Source organism: Neobacillus sp. K501 (assembly GCF_053749995.1).
In genome coordinates this window covers 152,682-170,779 of record NZ_JBSLYA010000008.1, presented here as the reverse complement: position 1 = coordinate 170,779, position 18,098 = coordinate 152,682, and the positions used below count along the sequence as shown (strand labels likewise).

Here is an 18,098-nt window from a genome sequence, read left to right as displayed (position 1 = left end):
TTGAACCTCAATTAATATAATAAATAATTTATTAATTATACCATTAAAAATGGACGTAGAAAGGAAACTTTCACTTACTGATTTTAAGAATTTCTTAAGAATTCTATTAAGTAATTCTTAGGTTTTTGTAAGTATACTGTAGACAGCAATAGTCTGCTAATGAGGAGGTAACAATGGTGGAAAAAAAGGTATATATTCTTCTAACAAATACAGGCTCATTTTTAACAAAATTGATCAAACTATATACGAAAAAACGATATAATCATGCATCGATCGCCTTTGATTCCCATTTATCAGAAGTATATAGTTTTGGAAGGAAAACAGCACGTAACCCTTTCATTGGAGGATTTGTTAGAGAAAATGTGAGGACGGGCTTGTTCAAAGATGCGGAGTGCGCCATCTATTCATTCACAGCAACAGAACTTCAAATCAAAAAAATGAAATACTATTTACAAGAAATCGAGGAACATAAGGAGCAATATCATTATAATTTTATAGGATTATTCGGCTTTATCCTTAATAAGCCAATTAAACGCAAAAAGGCTTTCTTTTGTTCTCAATTTGTTGCCTCTGTATTAATAGAATCCAATATGTTTCATTTTGATAAACCGATTTCACTTATATCACCAGCTGATTTGCAAAACGTTCCTACATTTCAAATAATGTATGAAGGAAAGTTAGAAGGTTATCTTCATAATGATAAAACTGAACATGTGCACGTTCCCAGTCATTTTACCCCTATAGAAATGTGATTTCTTTCAACTATCTTTTACTTTTATACTAGACTATAGGAGGCTTGAGCCTTGGATTTTATCACAACTGAACAATGGGATGAAGCCACTTGGGATAAAGCCAAGAGCATCTATCAAGATGCATTTGCTGATCATGGCGGAAAGCCGGAGAAAATCATAAGAAATATGTTTAAAAATCAGCTTTGCTCTCTTCATGTTGCAATGAAGGGTTGTGATGTAACAGCGATGGCTCTGACTGGTTCCATAAAAGACTCCCGAATATTACTGATTGATTATCTTGCTGTCCGTAAGATTTACCGAGGGTATGGGATCGGCAGGAAATTGGTTAAATATATTGAAAAGTGGGGGCTTTTAAAGGCTGAATATGATTCCATACTGCTTGAAGCTGAATGTGAAAATACCCCTAAAAACCTTGACCGTATCCTATTCTGGGAAAAGTGCGGATTCAATCTGATAGATGATTATGTCCATCATTATATTTGGGTACCAGAACCCTATATGGCAATGGTACGTGAACTGCACGACGAAATCAGAATTCTGGAGTCTGGAAAAACCTTATTCAAATATATCGAAAAATTCCACAAGAAATCATTCCGATTGAAGTAACTCTGTTAGAGATTTGTCACATCTACACACTAAAAAGACGTTCAATAATTAGTGAACGTCTCAGTGATTTAATCATTATTTTATTAACATGGATCATTAGTTATTGTAATTCTAAACCTGGTTCTAACTCTGCCTCAAATATTCTTGGCCAAGGTAGTTTAATATGAACACTATCCAATGATGATATGGTTTTGTAAAAATCTTTATTTCCTCTAGAGCCAATGTAAACTTTCTTTTGGTCAAAATGTTGGTACCATTTTTCTGTTTCAATCGTTAATCGTTCTTTTACAAAGTTGTTGACCAGCTCGTATTTATTTCCAAGATCCCACTCACTGGCGCCGATTTGTTGAATGTATGTTCTTGCTGCAGGATGAACAACATTTTTATACCCTTGGTCTTTAGAAAATCGATGGAGTAAAAATTCATAATGTGATTCAGCTGCTTCTTCATATAATGGCACACCGAATCCCGATTTTTGCTCTAAAAATGCTTCTCGTGCGGCTGCATGCCCGACTGTTATCCCTAACGCATTCCCTGCCGTGTTCCATCCGCTATAGGCCAAGATTTTTGTTAAATCAACGGAAGCAGCGAGCTCGGTAACAAAAGCTTCATCCGCTTTGTTGACGACTAGAACATCACCAATCGCGACTTGTTTTCCACTTGAAATCAGATCTTTCGTTCTCTTCACTAGCTTCGTAATATCTTCTGCTCGTGGTTTCCCGTTTTCAGAAGGTGTGTTTAAAAGAAGATGAATGTCAGCGTTCGCATCGTCTCCAGTAATTGCTCCTCCAGTGGCCTCGATGTGTTTTTTTACATTATAATCGAAGGTCGTATCTTCAAACGGGGCAATCCAATCCTTTCCATGGATTCCACCGTATTCAATAAAGAAGCTTGGCGATGTGTTGAATAATTCATTGATAAAACGAGAGACCAATACCACTCCGACTTCATCGGCACCGGGGAAAACAGCAACTTGGTCATTTACACCAAGCACATTTACTTTTTCAATTAATCGCTCTCTTTCCGCACGATGCAGTCCATGTGGAGCAGCATCATCTTGGGCTAAAATTAAATAATCAATATACCCTTGATCCACCCAGTCAATCATCAGGTTGTTAACAGAATGATTCCTTGCTCTTGCCTTCTTATAATCTTCAAGTACGGCTTTAGGAATGAGCCTTTCCAATTCATCCAAGTGCTCTTTTCCTGGCAATCCTAAGTTGACAACCTTGTCATATAACACTGCCCACTCACTAATCAGTGAATAGTATTTTAAATATTCATCGCTAATTGCGGTTACCGCTAATCGTTGAATCGTATCAAAGACATACACAGGTTTACCAGGATATCTCTGTTTTAATTGTTTAATTATTTGAATATCTGCTGTTGCCTCTTCAAGTGATTTGACACCGGTACGGGATGCAATTAATCCGCCATAGGCAAGCATACTGGTAGAAATAACAAACCCATCCGCTTGCTCGCCATTTTCTAACAGCCATTTACTGATATCTGCGCCATTCCCTGGTTCGGTAAATTTTCCGATTAACTCCGTTGGAGGGGTTATTACTTCTATCCCTGCTGAAGCACCAACCTGCTCAGGAAAGTATACATTGGCAGGGCGATCATCTAATGGAACCAATATAATTTTTGCCAATGCCTTCTTGTTCTCCTTAGCATGGATGATACCCGCTGAACTAAACAATAATAGTGTAGCAAGAAAAACCAAAAAGATACTCTTCAACCGGTTCATACGTCTCCTCCTTAGAAATATTTAAGTTTCCGAAATCTGTTCACCCTTAAATAACGACACCATTATCTTTTAAAATCTCTTGAAGTTTTTTAACATCTAGATCTTTTGGTGATACATGTTCTTTTATTGAAAGTGCTGCAGCTGTTCCTGCTGCCTGTCCCGTTGCCATGGCACTTGGCGTGAGTCTTGTTGTCGCTAATGCTTCGTGGGTTGTGGAAATACACCTGCCCGCTACCAATAAATTCTCTATTCTTTTAGGTACGAGACATCGGTATGGAATCCCATAACTTCCGTCCCCTTCGATGTCGTTTGCTTGGACGCCCCTACCTGTCGGGTCATGGATATCAATCGGATAGCCGCTAAGTGCTATCGTATCGTCAAATTTCTTTCCAGCAATGACATCCTCAATTGTAAGGGCATACATCCCATCAATACGTCTTGTTTCGCGAATACCAATTTGAGTTCCAACCGCTGAAATCGATGCCCTTTCGAAGCCTGGTATCTTCTGCTGTAAAAATTCAGCCATCATGAGTACTTGCTTTCTGCCCTCTTTTTCCGCTTTTGTTAAATCAAATACATCCGTTCCATCCAACCCTTGGACACGCGTACAATTAACCAAAACTTCATCGTCTTCCGGACCTGCAAAGAACAACACCTGATCGCGGTTGATTGGAACTCCTGATTCATTCCATTCTTTATAAAACCCCTGTACTCCGGTAATCGGAATATCATTCAATTCATCAATCGGGGTTTTTTTATAAAAATTACCGGGATTTGCTTTCATTACTTCCTTTACTTTTTTAAGGTCAACGCCTCGCATCCGAAACTTCATGGTCATCGGCTGTGTTTTTTGATCATGGTTCCTCCCTTTTAAACAAGGAGCCCCCGATAAGTAAGCAAGATCGGCATCCCCTGTTGCATCTACAAATCGTTTTGCCTTTACTTGTATCGGTCCGGATTTAGTTGTTAGACTAATAGAGGTTATCTGATTCGCTTCCACTTGGACCTGATCAACGAAGCTATGCACGAGTAATTCTACTCCTGCTTCTTCCAACATCTCTATAGCTAATAGCTTATATTTTTCAGGATGATAGGGTGTCAGTGTGTTGGTGAACCCAACTGTATCTCGTAAATGACCGGGTGAACCTCCTTGCTCCATTAATCGTTCTACAATCTCTTGGGCAATGCCTTTAATAACTTGTTTCCCTGAATCGGTGTGGAAAGTCATCCACGGATAAACAAGTGAAACCGTGGACATTCCACCTAAGAAACCATATCGTTCAATTAAAATTGTTTTTGCTCCTGATCTACCAGAAGCTACCGCAGCATTGATGCCAGCAGGACCTCCCCCTGCAACGACAACATCAAATTCTAGTTCTCTGTACAAATTAAACACATCCTTTTTATCTGTGTTTTACTTTCCACCGGTCATCGTAACACCTTCAATAAACTGCTTTTGAGCAAAAAAGAATATAATCAATAAAGGGACGGTTGCCATTACAGAGGCACTCATTAGCAGCTCCCATTTTGTTCCTACCTCATCCGTAAATAGCGCCAATGCTAGTGGCAACGTCATCAGTTCTTTCGAGTTAATATAAATAAGTGGTTCATAGAATTCATTCCAGCTTGTTAAAAAGGTGAAAATTGTAAGGGTGGCGATAGCTGGTTTTGCTAAAGGGAGCATGATGTTCCAATAAATTCGGAAATACGAGCAGCCATCTAATTTAGCCGCCTCCTCCAGTTCCTTTGGCACCAGTAAAAAAAACTGTCGCATTACAAAAACTCCAAATACCCCTGCTGGCCCTAAAATCGGAATCGCAATTAATGGGACATGGGTATTGATTAACCCTAAATCTCTCATAAATAGGAATAAAGGGATCGTGATCACCTCGACTGGAATCATCATCGTGCTCAATAAACAGAGAAAAAGGATAGAATTCCCCTTAAATTTCAGCTTGGCAAATGCATATCCTGCTAATGAACCGAGAAATATAGTACCCACGGTTACTAAAATAGCAATATAGAAGCTATTAAAATAAAAAAGGTGAAATGGTGTGGATTCTAATACCTGTAGATAGTTCTCCCACCTAAACGGCTTTGGAATGAACTGGAAAATGAATATTTTTGTAGAATCCTTAAATGATGTATTGATCATCCATAAAAACGGGACAATCATGATAAGTGATATAAGCGCCAATACCCCGTAAAAAGATATTTTTGTCAAGATCCCGGTTTTCTTCTTATTCTTCATGGAACACCCACCTTTTTCTTGCAGACCATTGAATGATCGTAAAGACCAAGATAATGATAAATAAAACGAGTGCAATTGCTGATGCATATCCAAAATCAAATAATTTAAAAGCATTTTCCCAAATATAGTAAACTAAAACCTTTGTATGATTCCCTGGACCTCCATTTGTCATCACATAAATTTGTCCGAATACCTTCATCGAGCCAATAATGGTTAAGATTAAGGTTAAAAAAACCGTCGGGGTAATCATCGGAAGTGTCACATGACGAAATTGTTTGATTTTGTTTGCTCCATCTAAATGTGAAGCTTCATATAGATTTCGATCAACTTGCTGCAGAGCTGCTAGGAATAGAACCATGTTTAAACCAACATTTTTCAAAGCACTAACGGCAATAACGGCTCCCATTGCCAAATCTGGATCATAAAGCCAGGCAGGACCATCTATGCCGAAGACAGCTAGTATTTGGTTAATAAATCCCTCTTCTGTTCCAAACATATACTTCCAAATAATTGACCAAACCACAATCGAGGTCATAACCGGAATAAATATCGCCGTTCGAAATAGGCCTATCCCAGGCAGATTCCGTTGCAGTAATAAAGCCAAAAGCAGGGCCAGAATAATATTTGTCGGCACCAGTCCAGCTGAAAAAATTAAGGTGTTTTTGAGTACTTCCCAAAATTCTGGATCATTCACTAATCGTTGGTAGTTTTCTGTTCCAATGAAGTTTGGATTACCTAGAAGCTGCCAATCAGTTAAACTCATATAAAATGAATAAATGAGTGGAAATAACATAATGACGAGGAAACCTAGAACCATTGGACTGACAAAAAGATAACCATAAAACGCTTCACTTCCGAAAAATTTCTTCCTCCGCTTAAACCCTTTCAAGGGCAGTTGTTTCGTTGTTTCGATGTTTGCCCCCATCCTTCTACCCCCCTTTACAATGAATCGATTTCCTGTCTAAACGATTGAATTGCTATTTGAATACTCTCCTCCGTATATCCCGTTACGATTGCCCCTAGCATAATAGCTCTAACCCCCGCAGTTGCCAATAGGGGAATATCTGAAGGCACAAGTTTTCTTTGCGAAGGAACAAGTACCGGAATATCGACGTTTGTGACTAGGGAATGATAAGCAAGTACATCCTTAAAGGTCAGCGGCGATCCATATTCTTCCCCAGGAATTATCGAAGCTTCTAAAGCTGAAATACCTAAAGGTTTAACACTTTTGATGATGTCAAAGTTATAGTCACTTGAAATCGCAAACGTTTTTTCAATATGGTTGAGACCGAGCATCCAACTTGGTAGATGATGGGCATATATGGAATAAAAAGTAAAACCAAGTTCAATTAACTTCTCCATTTCTTGTTGTTTTATATCTTCAAACGACCCGCCAGGAACAATTCCAAGGGGTCCAGCAAATTCATCCCTAATACTGCGAAATACTTCTTCATACGATTCTACTGAACCAAAGTGATTCCCGGATGCCCGATGGTCTACATTAACATGGAGCTTAACCGCATCTACTCCTGCTTGGATCGCAGCCTTCGCTAAATCCAAACGATTTTCTGGCAAACTCACGATTAAAGTCATTTTCTTTTCTTTCAACATTTGCGATAAAGACACAGCCACAGATTTTCACCCCTGTAAAAGGTATGCGGTTAAGCCTTTTACAGGTTAACCGCATCTTTTCTTATTTTAATATTGGATTAATTTTTTCTTCCATACCTTTTAAGATCTCTTCTGGTTTTTTCAACTGACCAAATAATTCATCGAATCCGAATTGAATTGCAGTATCAATTTTTTGCCATTCGACATGTCCAGCTTGAAGACGTGCATTATCCATTTCATCAAGAACCGCATTTTTAATGCTTTCCGCTGGTGGATTATTTGGCTGATTGATGAATTCATCAGAGCTTAAAACGGATTCACGCGGTGGTACGAAGAATGTGGATGTCGCTGTGATACCCTCTTGACTTGTAAAGAATTTCAGTAATTCTTTTGCTTCTTCAGGATGTTTTGATCCTTTAAATAAACCATATCCAGCCTGACCCAACATTGGGAAACGTCCTTCCGTTCCTTCCGGAAGTGGTGCAATATCCCAGGCAAAATCTTTTACATTACGGGCTGCTGATACATAGCTATATACATCAAAGAACATTCCAATTTTTCCAGAATCAAAGGCTACTTGTTCACCGGCTTTAGGATGGGAAGAATCCTTAAACATCATCCGCTCAAGCATTTTTAGTGTTTCGACACCTTCGGTACTATTCCAAGTGAATTTACTTTGATCTTTGTTAAACAAATCGCCTCCATTACTCCACGTATGAGAAAGTAAGGCAATCCACGTATTCCAATCACGGAAGAAGTTCGCACCATATACACCATCAGATGAAATCGCTTTTGCAGACTTTTCGAACTGTTCCCAGTTCCATGTTCCTGCTGCGACATGTTCATTTGGAGTTTTTTCACCCGCTTTTACAAATAGGTCTTTGTTATAGAACATAACCATAGGTGGTGTTGAAAAAGGAATTCCGTATAATTTGTTTTCTTTTTCGAATAAATCAAGCGTCGATGGGAAAAAGTCATCCATATTGTACTCTTTATCCTCTTTAAAGGAAGAAACATCTTCTAGCAATCCATTTTCCATAAACTGAGGAACCATCCTCTCAGCCACCCAGCCTACATCTGGCAGTTCCCTACCAGCTGCTAATACGGTTATTTTTTGCTGATAGTCTGGAAATGGTACACTCTCCATCTTTACCTTGATATTCGGATGTGTTTCATTAAATTTCGCAATCAGTTTGTTGTACACTTCTTGATGAGTTTCATTTCCCCACATCATAAAGGTTAATTCTACTGGATCATCTTTTGATTCTTTGGAGCCATTATTCTTTGTTTCAGTGCCTGCATCTTTGCTACATGCCACAGAAAACGCTATCAATAGCATCGTTAAAAAAATGATTCCAAGCTTTTTCATTATTCCTACCCCCTTTGATTCTTATTTTAAGTAAGAAATCTAAGTGAAAATATCCCCTCAAAACGAGAAATAGTTCGTAAATCCTAGAAGTTTTATAATATTATGACATTTTTCTGTATTGAACAGGAGTGATGCCAACCTCCTGTTTGAAGATGGTCATAAAGTGCTTTGGGCTTCTATATCCTGATAGGTGAGCAACTTCGTACACTTTTAAACTAGTATTCTTTAATAATTGCTTTGCTCGTTTCAAGCGTTCTTCGGTGATATACTCTGTATAGGTTTTGTTTAGTTCTGACTTAAATAGTTGGCCCACATACTGAGGATTCAAGTATACATGTGCAGCAATATTTTTTAAGGTAATCTCTTTACTTAAATGATCATCAATGTATTGCAGAATATTATTAAATTGTTTGGAAGTATCGATTACCTCCCTGTTTTCCTGCTTGAAAATTTTAGATATCGTCTCGGATAGCTCCACTCGATTAATCGGTTTTAATAGATAGTCCGTAATTTTATATCGCATAGCGGTACGTGCATATTCGAATTCGCTATGACCGCTTAAAATAATGACTGGAATATCATTGGATATCTGTCTCACTTTTGAAATGAACGTAAGACCATCAATCCCTCCCATTCTGATATCCGTAATTACCAAATGGGGGATTCTTTGATGTAGGAGGGATAAACCTTCTTCCCCACTATTTGCTTCTGTTACATGAAACCCCCCTATCACCTGTTCTAGTAAAATCTTTAATCCTTGTCTTATAATCGCCTCATCCTCGACTATTAAAATCTCTTTCATTCTTTTGTTCTCCTTTTCTTTGCATAGGTACTACCAATGTGACTGAAAATCCCTTATGTTCTTCACCATCGATTGTAACTCCATATTCCTTTCCATATAACAACTGCAAACGTTCATGGACATTTGATAGTGCGATCCCATTATGTGTCTCTGAAGATGAAATAGTGTGAGTTTCTATCAAACTCTTAAGCTTGGTTAATTGTTCGCTGCTAATCCCTTGTCCATTATCACGAATGGAAATGGACAGCTGTTGTTTCTCAGCATGTGCATTCACCCAAATATGACCATTTTCTTTCAATTTCCCATGAACAATGGCATTTTCAACAAGTGGCTGTAATACCAGTTTTGGAAGTAGTACATATTGTAAACCTGATTCAATGTTTTCGCTATATTCGAGTTGTTGACCAATTCTGACCTTTTGAATTGAAACGTAAGAGCGAATAAACGATAACTCTTGTTCCAACGTAACAATTTTCGATGAATTATCGATTGTATACCTAAGTAATTTACCTAATGATGTAACCATATCTGATACGTCAAAATTCCCTTTTGTAATCGCTAGCATATTGATGGATTCTAACGTGTTATAGAGAAAGTGCGGATTCATTTGACTTTGCAGCGCTCTAATTTCTGCCTCCTTTTCCCGTAAACTAGTCTTGTAAACCTCAGTTACAAGGCGATCAATTTCATTGATCATATGGTTAAATCCTTTACCAAGTTCTCCAATTTCATCATTTGAAATAACGGGAACCCTCTGTGAGAAATTCCCTTTTTCCGCCATCACCATTGCCTCCTTTAGTTTGTGAATCGACCCTACCAGCGGTTTTGAAAGTAAAAATCCTAATAAAGACGAGATAAGGATTCCAATCAAAACAACGATTATCATCACTTGGCGTAAATGATTTACTTCACTAAATACACTTTTCCGGGGAGTAAGCATAATGGTTTTAACACCAGAGTAATCGGATTGTTTATACACCATCATGTAGTCCGTTCCATCAATAGGAATACTTGAATAGTTACGTACCTTGATCCTTTCAATGTCTGTTAGAAAGGAAGATTCAATCATTTTTTCTTTCTTGTTTGGGTAGATAAATTGATTATTCCTATCCAGGAGAAAAATCTTCCTCTTCTCATCTGGATTACTTACAATCTCTTTAATTAATTCCTGTTTTAAATCAATTTTAATAATTCCCAGCGGTTCGTATGTAGAGGGATCTCGAATAAGTCTTGCTACTGAAAAGACAGAAGTATCTTTATTTAAATAATAATTTGGTTGGTGAAGAGCGAGGAGAACCCACTCCCCATCGGCCTTCTTAATCTGTTTTATCCATTCGTTATCTGTTTCGAACACCTTTAGCAGGACAGTATTCGAATCTAAATTGCTGAAAATGGTTCCATCATTAGCCATAATATGAATTCCTCTAATTTCATTCCTCATATGAATGAGACTTGAAATATATCTCCACATTGGTACTCTTTCAGCTGCCGGTGGAAAGGAAGTGTGTTCCTGTTTTATACGGTGAGATTTTAAAATATCCAGTACCTCTTGGTCATATAGTGGAGACAATGAAATAATTTGCATTTCTTTTAGATAGCGATTTAAATTTTGATTGATTTGATCAGCCAATTGTACTTGATAGTTCTCAGTTCTGTCCTGGCTCGATTTTGAAAATTGAATGTAAGTGATACTTCCCAAAATTGTTGCTGTTAGGACAATAAGTAATGAAAAAACAAGTATTAATTTTACTCGATATGGAAGGGAAAGCAGGTACTCTTTAAATGAATGATATAGCTTTCTCATATCTTTTAGATTTCCCCTTACGTTATTAGGATAACTAACACTTTCTACATATTTATACAAATTCCTTTGTAATCATTGAGATCACCATAGCGTAAACAACACAACAATCTTTACAGAAATAGGTCCATAGCTGATAATATGGTAATACACTTTTATTTCCATTTTTAAGAAAATTACGAAGATAACAAGGTATTACAAATCACCTTCAAGGGGGGCTTAGAATTGGCACAAATAGCAAATGAAGTGAACAGTGTTCCATCATGGGTAGAGAGTTATATTGATGACCCCAAAAAGCAACAGCAATTATATAAACGTACTTTACTTATTGTAGTCCTCTCGCAAATTTTCGGAGGAGCCGGACTGGCATCCGGTGTGACTGTGGGAGCACTCCTTGCACAGGAGATGCTGGGTACTGATGCTTATGCAGGGATTCCCACTGCTCTGTTCACTTTTGGTTCCGCAGGTGCAGCCTATCTTGTGGGGCGCCTTTCGCAGAGATTTGGACGCCGTACAGGACTTGCAGCAGGTTTCCTCGTTGGAGGAATCGGTGCTCTCGGAGTTGTTTTATCAGCCATCACGAGTAACATCTTTTTATTTTTTGCAACACTATTAATCTATGGTGCTGGGTCCGCAACCAACCTGCAAGCGCGTTATGCAGGTACAGATCTAGCCAATTCGAAGCAAAGGGCAACAGCGATTAGTATCGCACTGGTCTCTACTACATTGGGTGCCGTTGCAGGTCCCAATTTAGTTGGCGTAATGGGGCAATTTGCAACTGCGATCCATATTCCAGCATTAGCTGGTCCCTTTTTATTAGCGGCTGCAGCTTATATCCTAGCGGGTGTCTTCCTTGTCATTTTTATGCGTCCAGACCCTCTTTTGGTTGCAGCTGCCATTACAGCTAAGAATTTATCAGACAAAAATCAATCGATTCATACGGATCAAACAAATAGCACTAACAATCGAGGAATCCTGGTGGGTGCCACTGTAATGGTTTTAACCCAAATTGTGATGGTTGCCATTATGACAATGACTCCCTTACACATGAAGCATCATGGACATGGGTTAAATGAGGTTGGGATGGTCATTGCGATACATATCGGGGCCATGTATCTCCCCTCGCTCGTGACAGGAGTGCTAGTTGATAGAATTGGCAGAAATGCCATGTCCATTGCTTCTGGCTTTACATTGCTTGCTGCTGGAATTTTAGCCGCAATTGCTCCAGGTGATTCCATGCTTGTTCTCACCCTTGCTCTCGCACTACTTGGACTTGGTTGGAACCTTGGCTTAATAAGTGGTACGACTCTCATTGTCGATGCGACCACACCGTCCACTCGCGCAAAGACTCAAGGATCTATCGATGTCTTGATTGCATTATCGGGGGCTGCTGGTGGAGTCCTTTCAGGGGTAGTTGTCGCTGGATCCAGTTATGCCACCCTCACACTTTCCGGAGGTATACTTGCACTACTGCTCTTTCCTGTTGTTATTTGGTATGTAAAGAGTAACAAGGGTGGACTTACATTAGAGAAAACATCTGATCCCCCCCCTTCCCTATCGAATAGGAAACCCGAAAAATAATTTGACAATTCTATCAATCGTGTTATATTATACACGCAGGTAAAAATTACAATTTTATATGGAAATTCTATCCGCTAGAGGTGCCTTTTTAAAGGGCTGAGATTGAAGTGTAACTTCGGGACTCTATGAACCTGATCTGGATTATACCAGCGTAGGGAAGTGGAAAACATGATATTTGAAACTCCAAGGGGATAATTTTTCAAATTTTCAACCACTTTCTTATCTAACGGAAAGTGGTTTTTTGTTTTCATCTCATTTATAAGAAAGCGGATACTTCCAGTAGGAGGTGATTTACATTTTCACAAGTTTAAAAGAGTTGCATATTATCTCCAATGGAAAAATGTCGATGGCACAATTGTGTGAGATTTTAGTCGAAATCCACCCTTTTGTCACGGCGGTCCACTTACGTGAAAAGCAAAAAACAGCACGGGAGCTTTTTCAAGCGGTAGAGCTTTTCTCAAAATCCGACATCCCCTTATCAAAGATCATTATCAATGATCGGGTGGATGTTGCATGCGTATCGAGGTCTGCAGGAGTCCAATTAGCCTTTCATAGTTTAGAAGCTGCTATTGTAAAAAGCGCCTTTCCTCAGCTTAGGATAGGCAGTTCTATCCACTCCTATGATGAAGGACAAAAAGCCCTCGAGGAAGGAGCTGATTATGTACTATATGGTCATGTCTTTCCTTCCCCATCAAAACAAGGAATGGTGCCAAAAGGATTAGAGGAATTAAGGAAAATCTCACAACTACCTATCCCAGTCATTGCGATTGGCGGTATAAAACCAGAGAATACCCATCAGGTCCTTCAAGCTGGAGCAATAGGAATTGCAGTCATGTCTGGTGTTTTGGACGCTTGCGATCCATTATCTGCCGTAAAAGCTTACGTAAAAGCATTAAAAATTGGAGATGGAAATCGTGAAAAAATCATTTGATGTTGTCATTGTCGGAGGAGGAGTGACTGGCTGCTCTATTGCCTATCAGCTAGTCAAAATGGGAAAAAAAGTTCTAATTTTAGAAAAAGAGCGTTTGGCTTGTCAAGCATCGAGTGCGGCTGCTGGCATGCTGGCTGCTCAAGCTGAATTGGAACAAAACGGCCCCCTCTTCCAACTGGCTTTAAAAAGTCAGGCGATGTTTTCTTCGCTATCACGTGAGTTATTCGAATGTACCGGAATCGATATTGAGTTTGTCCAAAAAGGGATGTTGAAGATTGCCGAAACGGAAGAAATGGCCATTGATTTAAAAACACAGGTTGATTTTCAACGAAATTGGGACCCTGCTATTCAATGGCTCAAATCTACCGAAATACGAGAAATGGAACCAGCTCTATCCCCCAGTGTGGCTGGAGGAATGTATCTTCCCAATGACGGTCATGTTCAACCTGCAAAATTAACGCAAGCATTCGCCAAGGGAGCTATTCATTTTGGAGCAGAAATTCGTGAAAACACCGCCGTCCTCTCTTTTATCTATGATCATGGCAACGTGATTGGAGTGAAAACATCGTGTGGGGAGGTTTATTGTGACCAGGTAGTAATCGCTACTGGTGCATGGGCGGCCAACTTAATGAAAACTACCGGGGTGGATATTCCAGTGTATCCGGTAAAAGGTGAATGCTTTTCAGTGAAAACCGACAAGCCGATTCTTCACACCACCCTCTTTTCAGATAAACGTTGTTATTTCGTTCCAAAACGAAATGGCGAAATTTATATTGGGGCCACGATGGTCGAACATACTTTTGATCAAACTGTCACACCTGGAGGAATTGCTGGATTAATAGAAAGAGCGGTTCACCTTGTACCTCAGATCAAGGATCTGGCTTTGGAACGACTATGGGCTGGCATTCGGCCACAAACCGGTGATGGTAATCCTTATATCGGAGAACATCCTGAATGGAAAGGAATGTTTGTGGCTGCCGGGCATTATCGAAACGGGATCCTTTTAAGCCCAGTTACCGGAAAGCTTGTGGCAGATTTGCTTGATGGCAGAAGTTCCGATGATACCCTGCTCACTGCTTTTCGTATTGAAAGAACACTAGAAATAATGCATTAGGGGGGTTAAAAATGAAAGTCCTATTAAATGGTCAAACAGTTGAATTACCTGAAGAGATTGTTCATGTGTCCGATTTACTTACACATTATGACGTTCATCAAAAGAGCGTTGTTGTCGAAGTCAACGGAGAAATTTTAACCAAACTGGAGCACCAAAGTAAGAGATTATCAGATAAAGATCGAATTGAAATTGTTCATTTTGTAGGAGGCGGTTAATTTGTTAAAAATAGGCTCATTATCCTTTCAATCACGTTTATTACTTGGAACAGGAAAGTATCCCAGCTATGAAATTCAAAAAGAAGCGGTAGAAATTTCTCAAGCAGAAATTTTAACGTTTGCCGTTAGACGCATGAATATTTTTAAACCAAGTCAGCCCAATTTTTTAGAGCAGCTCGATACCACAAAATATACTCTCTTGCCAAATACAGCAGGAGCAAAAACGGCAGAAGAAGCGGTCCGAATCGCTAAATTAGCGAAAGCTTCCGGTCTTTGCGATATGATTAAAGTCGAAGTAATTGGCTGTGATCAAACATTACTTCCAGATCCTGTTGAAACCCTTAAGGCGTCAGAAGAATTAGTGAAAGAAGGATTTATTGTCCTCCCTTATACTTCAGACGATGTCGTTTTAGCGAGGAAACTTCAAGAGGTTGGATGTCACGCCGTTATGCCCGGAGCTTCCCCAATTGGGTCTGGTCAAGGGATTATCAATCCAATCAACCTTGGTTTTATTATCGAACAAGCCACTGTGCCGGTGATTGTCGATGCTGGAATTGGCTCCCCTGCAGATGCTGCTTTGGCCATGGAATTAGGAGCTGATGGTGTTTTATTAAATACGGCTGTTTCAGCGGCAAAAAATCCGGTAAAAATGGCAAAAGCGATGCGTTTCGCGATTGAAGCGGGACGATTAGGATTTGAAGCGGGGCGAATGGAGAAAAAGAGATATGCAACCGCCAGCAGTCCAAAGGAAGGAATGAGTATCGGGTGAATCATCGATACTCTCGCCAAGAATTATTCTCACCAATTGGAAAAGACGGGCAAGAAAAGATTTCCTCCAAACATGTCCTCGTTATAGGAGCTGGCGCCCTTGGTTCAGGATGCGCGGAAGGACTTGTACGTGCAGGCGTCGGTCAATTAACACTCGTCGATCGCGATTATGTCGAATGGTCCAATTTACAGCGGCAGCAGCTGTATTCAGAAGAAGATGCCAAAAACCGCCTCCCAAAGGTCATTGCCGCTAAAAAACGGTTAGAAGCCATGAACTCTTCTGTTGTAATCGAAGCGATCATTGCCGATGCCTCTGCGATCGAACTTGAAGATTGGGCTAAAAATGTGGATCTCATCATCGATGCCACGGATAATTTTGAAACTAGAATGATGATCAATGATGCTTCGCAAAAATATAACGTTCCTTGGATTTATGGGGCTTGCGTAGGTAGCTACGGAATATCCTATACGATAATTCCTGAAAGAACACCTTGTTTCGCATGTCTACTAGATAGTGTTCCCATTGGAGGGTTAACCTGTGATACAGCTGGAATCATTAGTCCGGCTGTTACCATGGTTAATGCCTATCAAATAAGTGAAGCATTAAAAATTCTGGTGAGTGACTTGGATTCCTTACGAAATAAACTTGTTTCATTTGATCTATGGAAAAATCAACATAGTGCAATCAACGTCGATTCATTAAAAAAAGAGGATTGTCCCTCTTGTGGTAGAAAACGCACCCACCCATATTTGTCTTATGAAAATCAAACGAAAACAGCGGTACTATGTGGAAGAGATTCTGTACAGATCCGTCCCCCCTTCCATACCGTTCGTGATTTGGAAGCGTTAGAAAATGTATTAGCAAATCAAGGGGGAATAATTGAACGAAATCCTTACCTTTTATCTTATATCGTTCATCCTCACCGACTCGTCTTTTTTAAAGATGGCAGAGTATTAATTCACGGTACAAAGGATATTTCCCAAGCAAAAGCCCTGTATCATAGATACATAGGTTAAAAATATGATAATGTGCGACTTTCTTCTTATTCAGGTGTCAAGCACCCATAAGGAGGCTGGCAACTCCACCTTTGATGATTGACATATTCATCGATATGAAGCTTATTCAAGTCCTCACATTTCTTTACCAATCGGCTATCACACCCATTATGTAGAAATAAGAACGACAGTTAGAGGCTTTCCTGATCCTTCAAAAAACTAAATTGAAATCCAATTCGGTCGTGACGTATAAAAGTCACGGCCTTTCTCTTGTCGTTTCGCTGATTAAAATAGAGAGTCTTATTTTATAGAGTTATTCCGTAAAAAAACGGTTATATTCTCATATTGGTTAATTATTTCCTCTAAAGCTATATTCTTTTAAAAAATCCTCCCTCCCTCTTTGACCCTGTCCTTTTTCCCTGTTTTTTTCTATATAGTAGGTGAAAGGAGGTGTTGGACGAGTGTTGACTCTGGAGTCTTTTCTCTCCAAATTGAAAACTAACTTCTGCCCAGGGAGCCTGCATGATCGAACGCATGTAACAGACTATGAAATTATCTAATCGTGGAAGAGGCTGGATTCATTTTGGTTGAAGCTGGCCAATTTTACCAAATAGGAAAGGAGTGAGTCCTCGTGGATCAGTTGATTCCCTTCATCAGTGAGGTGGGATTCCCGATCATTGTAACGCTATATCTGCTATACCGCATTGAGTCTAAGCTTGATATGGTTGTCCAGTCGATACAGAATCTACCCGAACGAATGAAGGCATAAAGGTAGGAAAAAAATTCTTCAAACCACCTTATGTATGCTGGGTGGTTTTCTTGTTTTTTAATCTAAACTTTAATCAAAGGAATATTACTTTTTATAAAAAAACATAATTATCTGAATACTAAAGTAGCTTATCGAAACTAAATCATTTACAATAATAACTAGCACATATGATAGACAGATTGGTTAATATTAATTTTATTTGAGAGGCGTGAAATGCATGGAAACATCTAAAAAAATCAAGGTACAAACAACCGTTCAAGCACCAGTAGAAACAGTATGGGAATATTGGACAGAACCAACTCATATTAAAAAATGGAACAACGCTTCAGATGACTGGCACACACCCATTGCTGAGAATGATTTAAGAGTTGGTGGAAAATTTCTTTCAAGAATGGAAGCCAAGGATGGCAGTTTTGGTTTCGATTTTGGCGGAATTTATGATGAAGTAAAATTACATGAGGTTATTGCTTATACGATGGAAGATGGAAGACAAGTGAATATTACTTTTAAAGGGAATAACAACGAAACCGAAGTAATTGAAACTTTCGATGCTGAAACATCGAATCCTATTGAATTCCAACAACAAGGATGGCAGGCAATCCTAGATAATTTCAAAAAATACGCTGAGCAAACAACTCTTTAATAAAGTGATGCTCTAATAATCATTTTTCATGATTAATAAGTGGCGTGTGTCTGTGGTTAGGATAATACACTAACCATGGATACTGCCCCTTTTTTATTTAGGTCTTTCTTTTATGCACAACTATCCATAGATGACGCAT

18 protein-coding genes and 1 riboswitch are annotated in these 18,098 nt (G+C 39.2%); of the genes, 10 read left to right on the top strand and 8 right to left on the bottom strand.

Annotated elements, in window-relative coordinates:
• The first annotated feature begins 173 nt into the window (after positions 1-173).
• Both ACWM35_RS18180 and ACWM35_RS18175 read left to right on the top strand, forming a co-directional pair.
• Positions 174-752: a hypothetical protein gene (locus ACWM35_RS18180; protein ID WP_454820265.1), complete on the top strand. Its 579-nt coding sequence runs from the start codon at positions 174-176 to the stop codon at positions 750-752.
• A gap of 51 nt (positions 753-803) precedes the next feature.
• Positions 804-1,358, top strand: coding sequence for a GNAT family N-acetyltransferase (locus ACWM35_RS18175; protein WP_454820264.1), 555 nt, complete (start codon positions 804-806; stop codon positions 1,356-1,358).
• 100 nt (positions 1,359-1,458) lie between these two features.
• Here ACWM35_RS18175 and ACWM35_RS18170 read toward each other — a convergent pair whose 3' ends face one another.
• From ACWM35_RS18170 to ACWM35_RS18135, 8 genes are all read right to left on the bottom strand, one after another.
• Positions 1,459-3,108, bottom strand: coding sequence for a DUF4127 family protein (locus ACWM35_RS18170; RefSeq protein WP_454820263.1), 1,650 nt, complete (start codon positions 3,106-3,108; stop codon positions 1,459-1,461).
• 46 nt (positions 3,109-3,154) lie between these two features.
• Positions 3,155-4,495, bottom strand: coding sequence for an FAD-dependent oxidoreductase (locus ACWM35_RS18165; RefSeq protein ID WP_454820262.1), 1,341 nt, complete (start codon positions 4,493-4,495; stop codon positions 3,155-3,157).
• 27 nt (positions 4,496-4,522) lie between these two features.
• Entirely contained in the window at positions 4,523-5,359 is an 837-nt protein-coding gene (locus ACWM35_RS18160; RefSeq protein ID WP_454820261.1) for a carbohydrate ABC transporter permease, read from the bottom strand.
• Entirely contained in the window at positions 5,349-6,284 is a 936-nt protein-coding gene (locus tag ACWM35_RS18155) for a carbohydrate ABC transporter permease (protein WP_454820260.1), read from the bottom strand. The genes ACWM35_RS18160 and ACWM35_RS18155 overlap by 11 nt, the downstream gene beginning before the upstream one ends.
• Positions 6,285-6,298: 14 nt before the next feature.
• Complete coding sequence (locus ACWM35_RS18150) at positions 6,299-6,991, bottom strand: hypothetical protein (RefSeq protein ID WP_454820259.1); 693 nt, start codon at positions 6,989-6,991, stop codon at positions 6,299-6,301.
• 61 nt (positions 6,992-7,052) lie between these two features.
• The gene (locus ACWM35_RS18145) at positions 7,053-8,339 is read right to left on the bottom strand and encodes an ABC transporter substrate-binding protein (RefSeq protein WP_454820258.1); all 1,287 of its coding nucleotides are present in this window, start codon (positions 8,337-8,339) and stop codon (positions 7,053-7,055) included.
• A 100-nt stretch (positions 8,340-8,439) separates the two neighbouring features.
• Positions 8,440-9,141, bottom strand: a complete 702-nt coding sequence (locus ACWM35_RS18140; protein ID WP_454820257.1) for a response regulator transcription factor — start codon at positions 9,139-9,141, stop codon at positions 8,440-8,442.
• Positions 9,113-10,945 carry a sensor histidine kinase gene (locus tag ACWM35_RS18135; RefSeq protein ID WP_454820256.1) on the bottom strand — a complete coding sequence of 611 codons (1,833 nt, stop codon included), beginning with the start codon at positions 10,943-10,945 and terminating at the stop codon, positions 9,113-9,115. Before ACWM35_RS18135 ends, ACWM35_RS18140 begins: the two co-directional genes overlap by 29 nt.
• Before the next feature lie 231 nt (positions 10,946-11,176).
• Here ACWM35_RS18135 and ACWM35_RS18130 point away from each other — a divergent pair, with 231 nt between their 5' ends.
• From ACWM35_RS18130 to ACWM35_RS18095, 8 genes are all read left to right on the top strand, one after another.
• On the top strand, positions 11,177-12,523 hold the full coding sequence (locus ACWM35_RS18130) for an MFS transporter (protein WP_454820370.1): 1,347 nt from the start codon (positions 11,177-11,179) through the stop codon (positions 12,521-12,523).
• 66 nt (positions 12,524-12,589) lie between these two features.
• Positions 12,590-12,698, top strand: a riboswitch (TPP riboswitch).
• A gap of 111 nt (positions 12,699-12,809) precedes the next feature.
• Positions 12,810-13,454 (top strand): thiamine phosphate synthase, encoded by a 645-nt coding sequence (locus ACWM35_RS18125; protein ID WP_454820255.1) that lies wholly within the window; start codon positions 12,810-12,812, stop codon positions 13,452-13,454.
• Positions 13,438-14,568 (top strand): glycine oxidase ThiO, encoded by a 1,131-nt coding sequence (thiO, locus tag ACWM35_RS18120; RefSeq protein ID WP_454820254.1) that lies wholly within the window; start codon positions 13,438-13,440, stop codon positions 14,566-14,568. Before ACWM35_RS18125 ends, thiO begins: the two co-directional genes overlap by 17 nt.
• Positions 14,569-14,579: 11 nt before the next feature.
• A complete protein-coding gene (gene thiS, locus ACWM35_RS18115; RefSeq protein WP_454820253.1) occupies positions 14,580-14,783 on the top strand; it encodes a sulfur carrier protein ThiS in 204 nt (67 codons plus the stop codon).
• Position 14,784: 1 nt separating this feature from the next.
• Positions 14,785-15,552 carry a thiazole synthase gene (locus tag ACWM35_RS18110; protein WP_454820252.1) on the top strand — a complete coding sequence of 256 codons (768 nt, stop codon included), beginning with the start codon at positions 14,785-14,787 and terminating at the stop codon, positions 15,550-15,552.
• The gene (locus ACWM35_RS18105) at positions 15,549-16,568 is read left to right on the top strand and encodes a thiazole biosynthesis adenylyltransferase ThiF (protein ID WP_454820251.1); all 1,020 of its coding nucleotides are present in this window, start codon (positions 15,549-15,551) and stop codon (positions 16,566-16,568) included. The genes ACWM35_RS18110 and ACWM35_RS18105 overlap by 4 nt, the downstream gene beginning before the upstream one ends.
• A 610-nt stretch (positions 16,569-17,178) precedes the next feature.
• Positions 17,179-17,316: a YvrJ family protein gene (locus ACWM35_RS18100; RefSeq protein ID WP_454820250.1), complete on the top strand. Its 138-nt coding sequence runs from the start codon at positions 17,179-17,181 to the stop codon at positions 17,314-17,316.
• Positions 17,317-17,533: 217 nt separating this feature from the next.
• Entirely contained in the window at positions 17,534-17,959 is a 426-nt protein-coding gene (locus tag ACWM35_RS18095) for an SRPBCC family protein (protein ID WP_454820249.1), read from the top strand.
• Positions 17,960-18,098: the final 139 nt, after the last annotated feature.

Bases quoted from the DNA above. Each gene is read 5' to 3' on its own strand.
- ACWM35_RS18180 (WP_454820265.1), top strand. From the start codon at position 174: ATGGTGGAAAAAAAGGTATATATTCTTCTAACAAATACAGGCTCATTT.
- ACWM35_RS18170 (WP_454820263.1), bottom strand. From the start codon at position 3,108: ATGAACCGGTTGAAGAGTATCTTTTTGGTTTTTCTTGCTACACTATTA.
- ACWM35_RS18160 (WP_454820261.1), bottom strand. From the start codon at position 5,359: ATGAAGAATAAGAAGAAAACCGGGATCTTGACAAAAATATCTTTTTAC.
- ACWM35_RS18155 (WP_454820260.1), bottom strand. From the start codon at position 6,284: ATGGGGGCAAACATCGAAACAACGAAACAACTGCCCTTGAAAGGGTTT.
- ACWM35_RS18145 (WP_454820258.1), bottom strand. From the start codon at position 8,339: ATGAAAAAGCTTGGAATCATTTTTTTAACGATGCTATTGATAGCGTTT.
- ACWM35_RS18140 (WP_454820257.1), bottom strand. From the start codon at position 9,141: ATGAAAGAGATTTTAATAGTCGAGGATGAGGCGATTATAAGACAAGGA.
- ACWM35_RS18135 (WP_454820256.1), bottom strand. From the start codon at position 10,945: ATGAGAAAGCTATATCATTCATTTAAAGAGTACCTGCTTTCCCTTCCA.
- thiS (WP_454820253.1), top strand. From the start codon at position 14,580: ATGAAAGTCCTATTAAATGGTCAAACAGTTGAATTACCTGAAGAGATT.
- ACWM35_RS18095 (WP_454820249.1), top strand. From the start codon at position 17,534: ATGGAAACATCTAAAAAAATCAAGGTACAAACAACCGTTCAAGCACCA.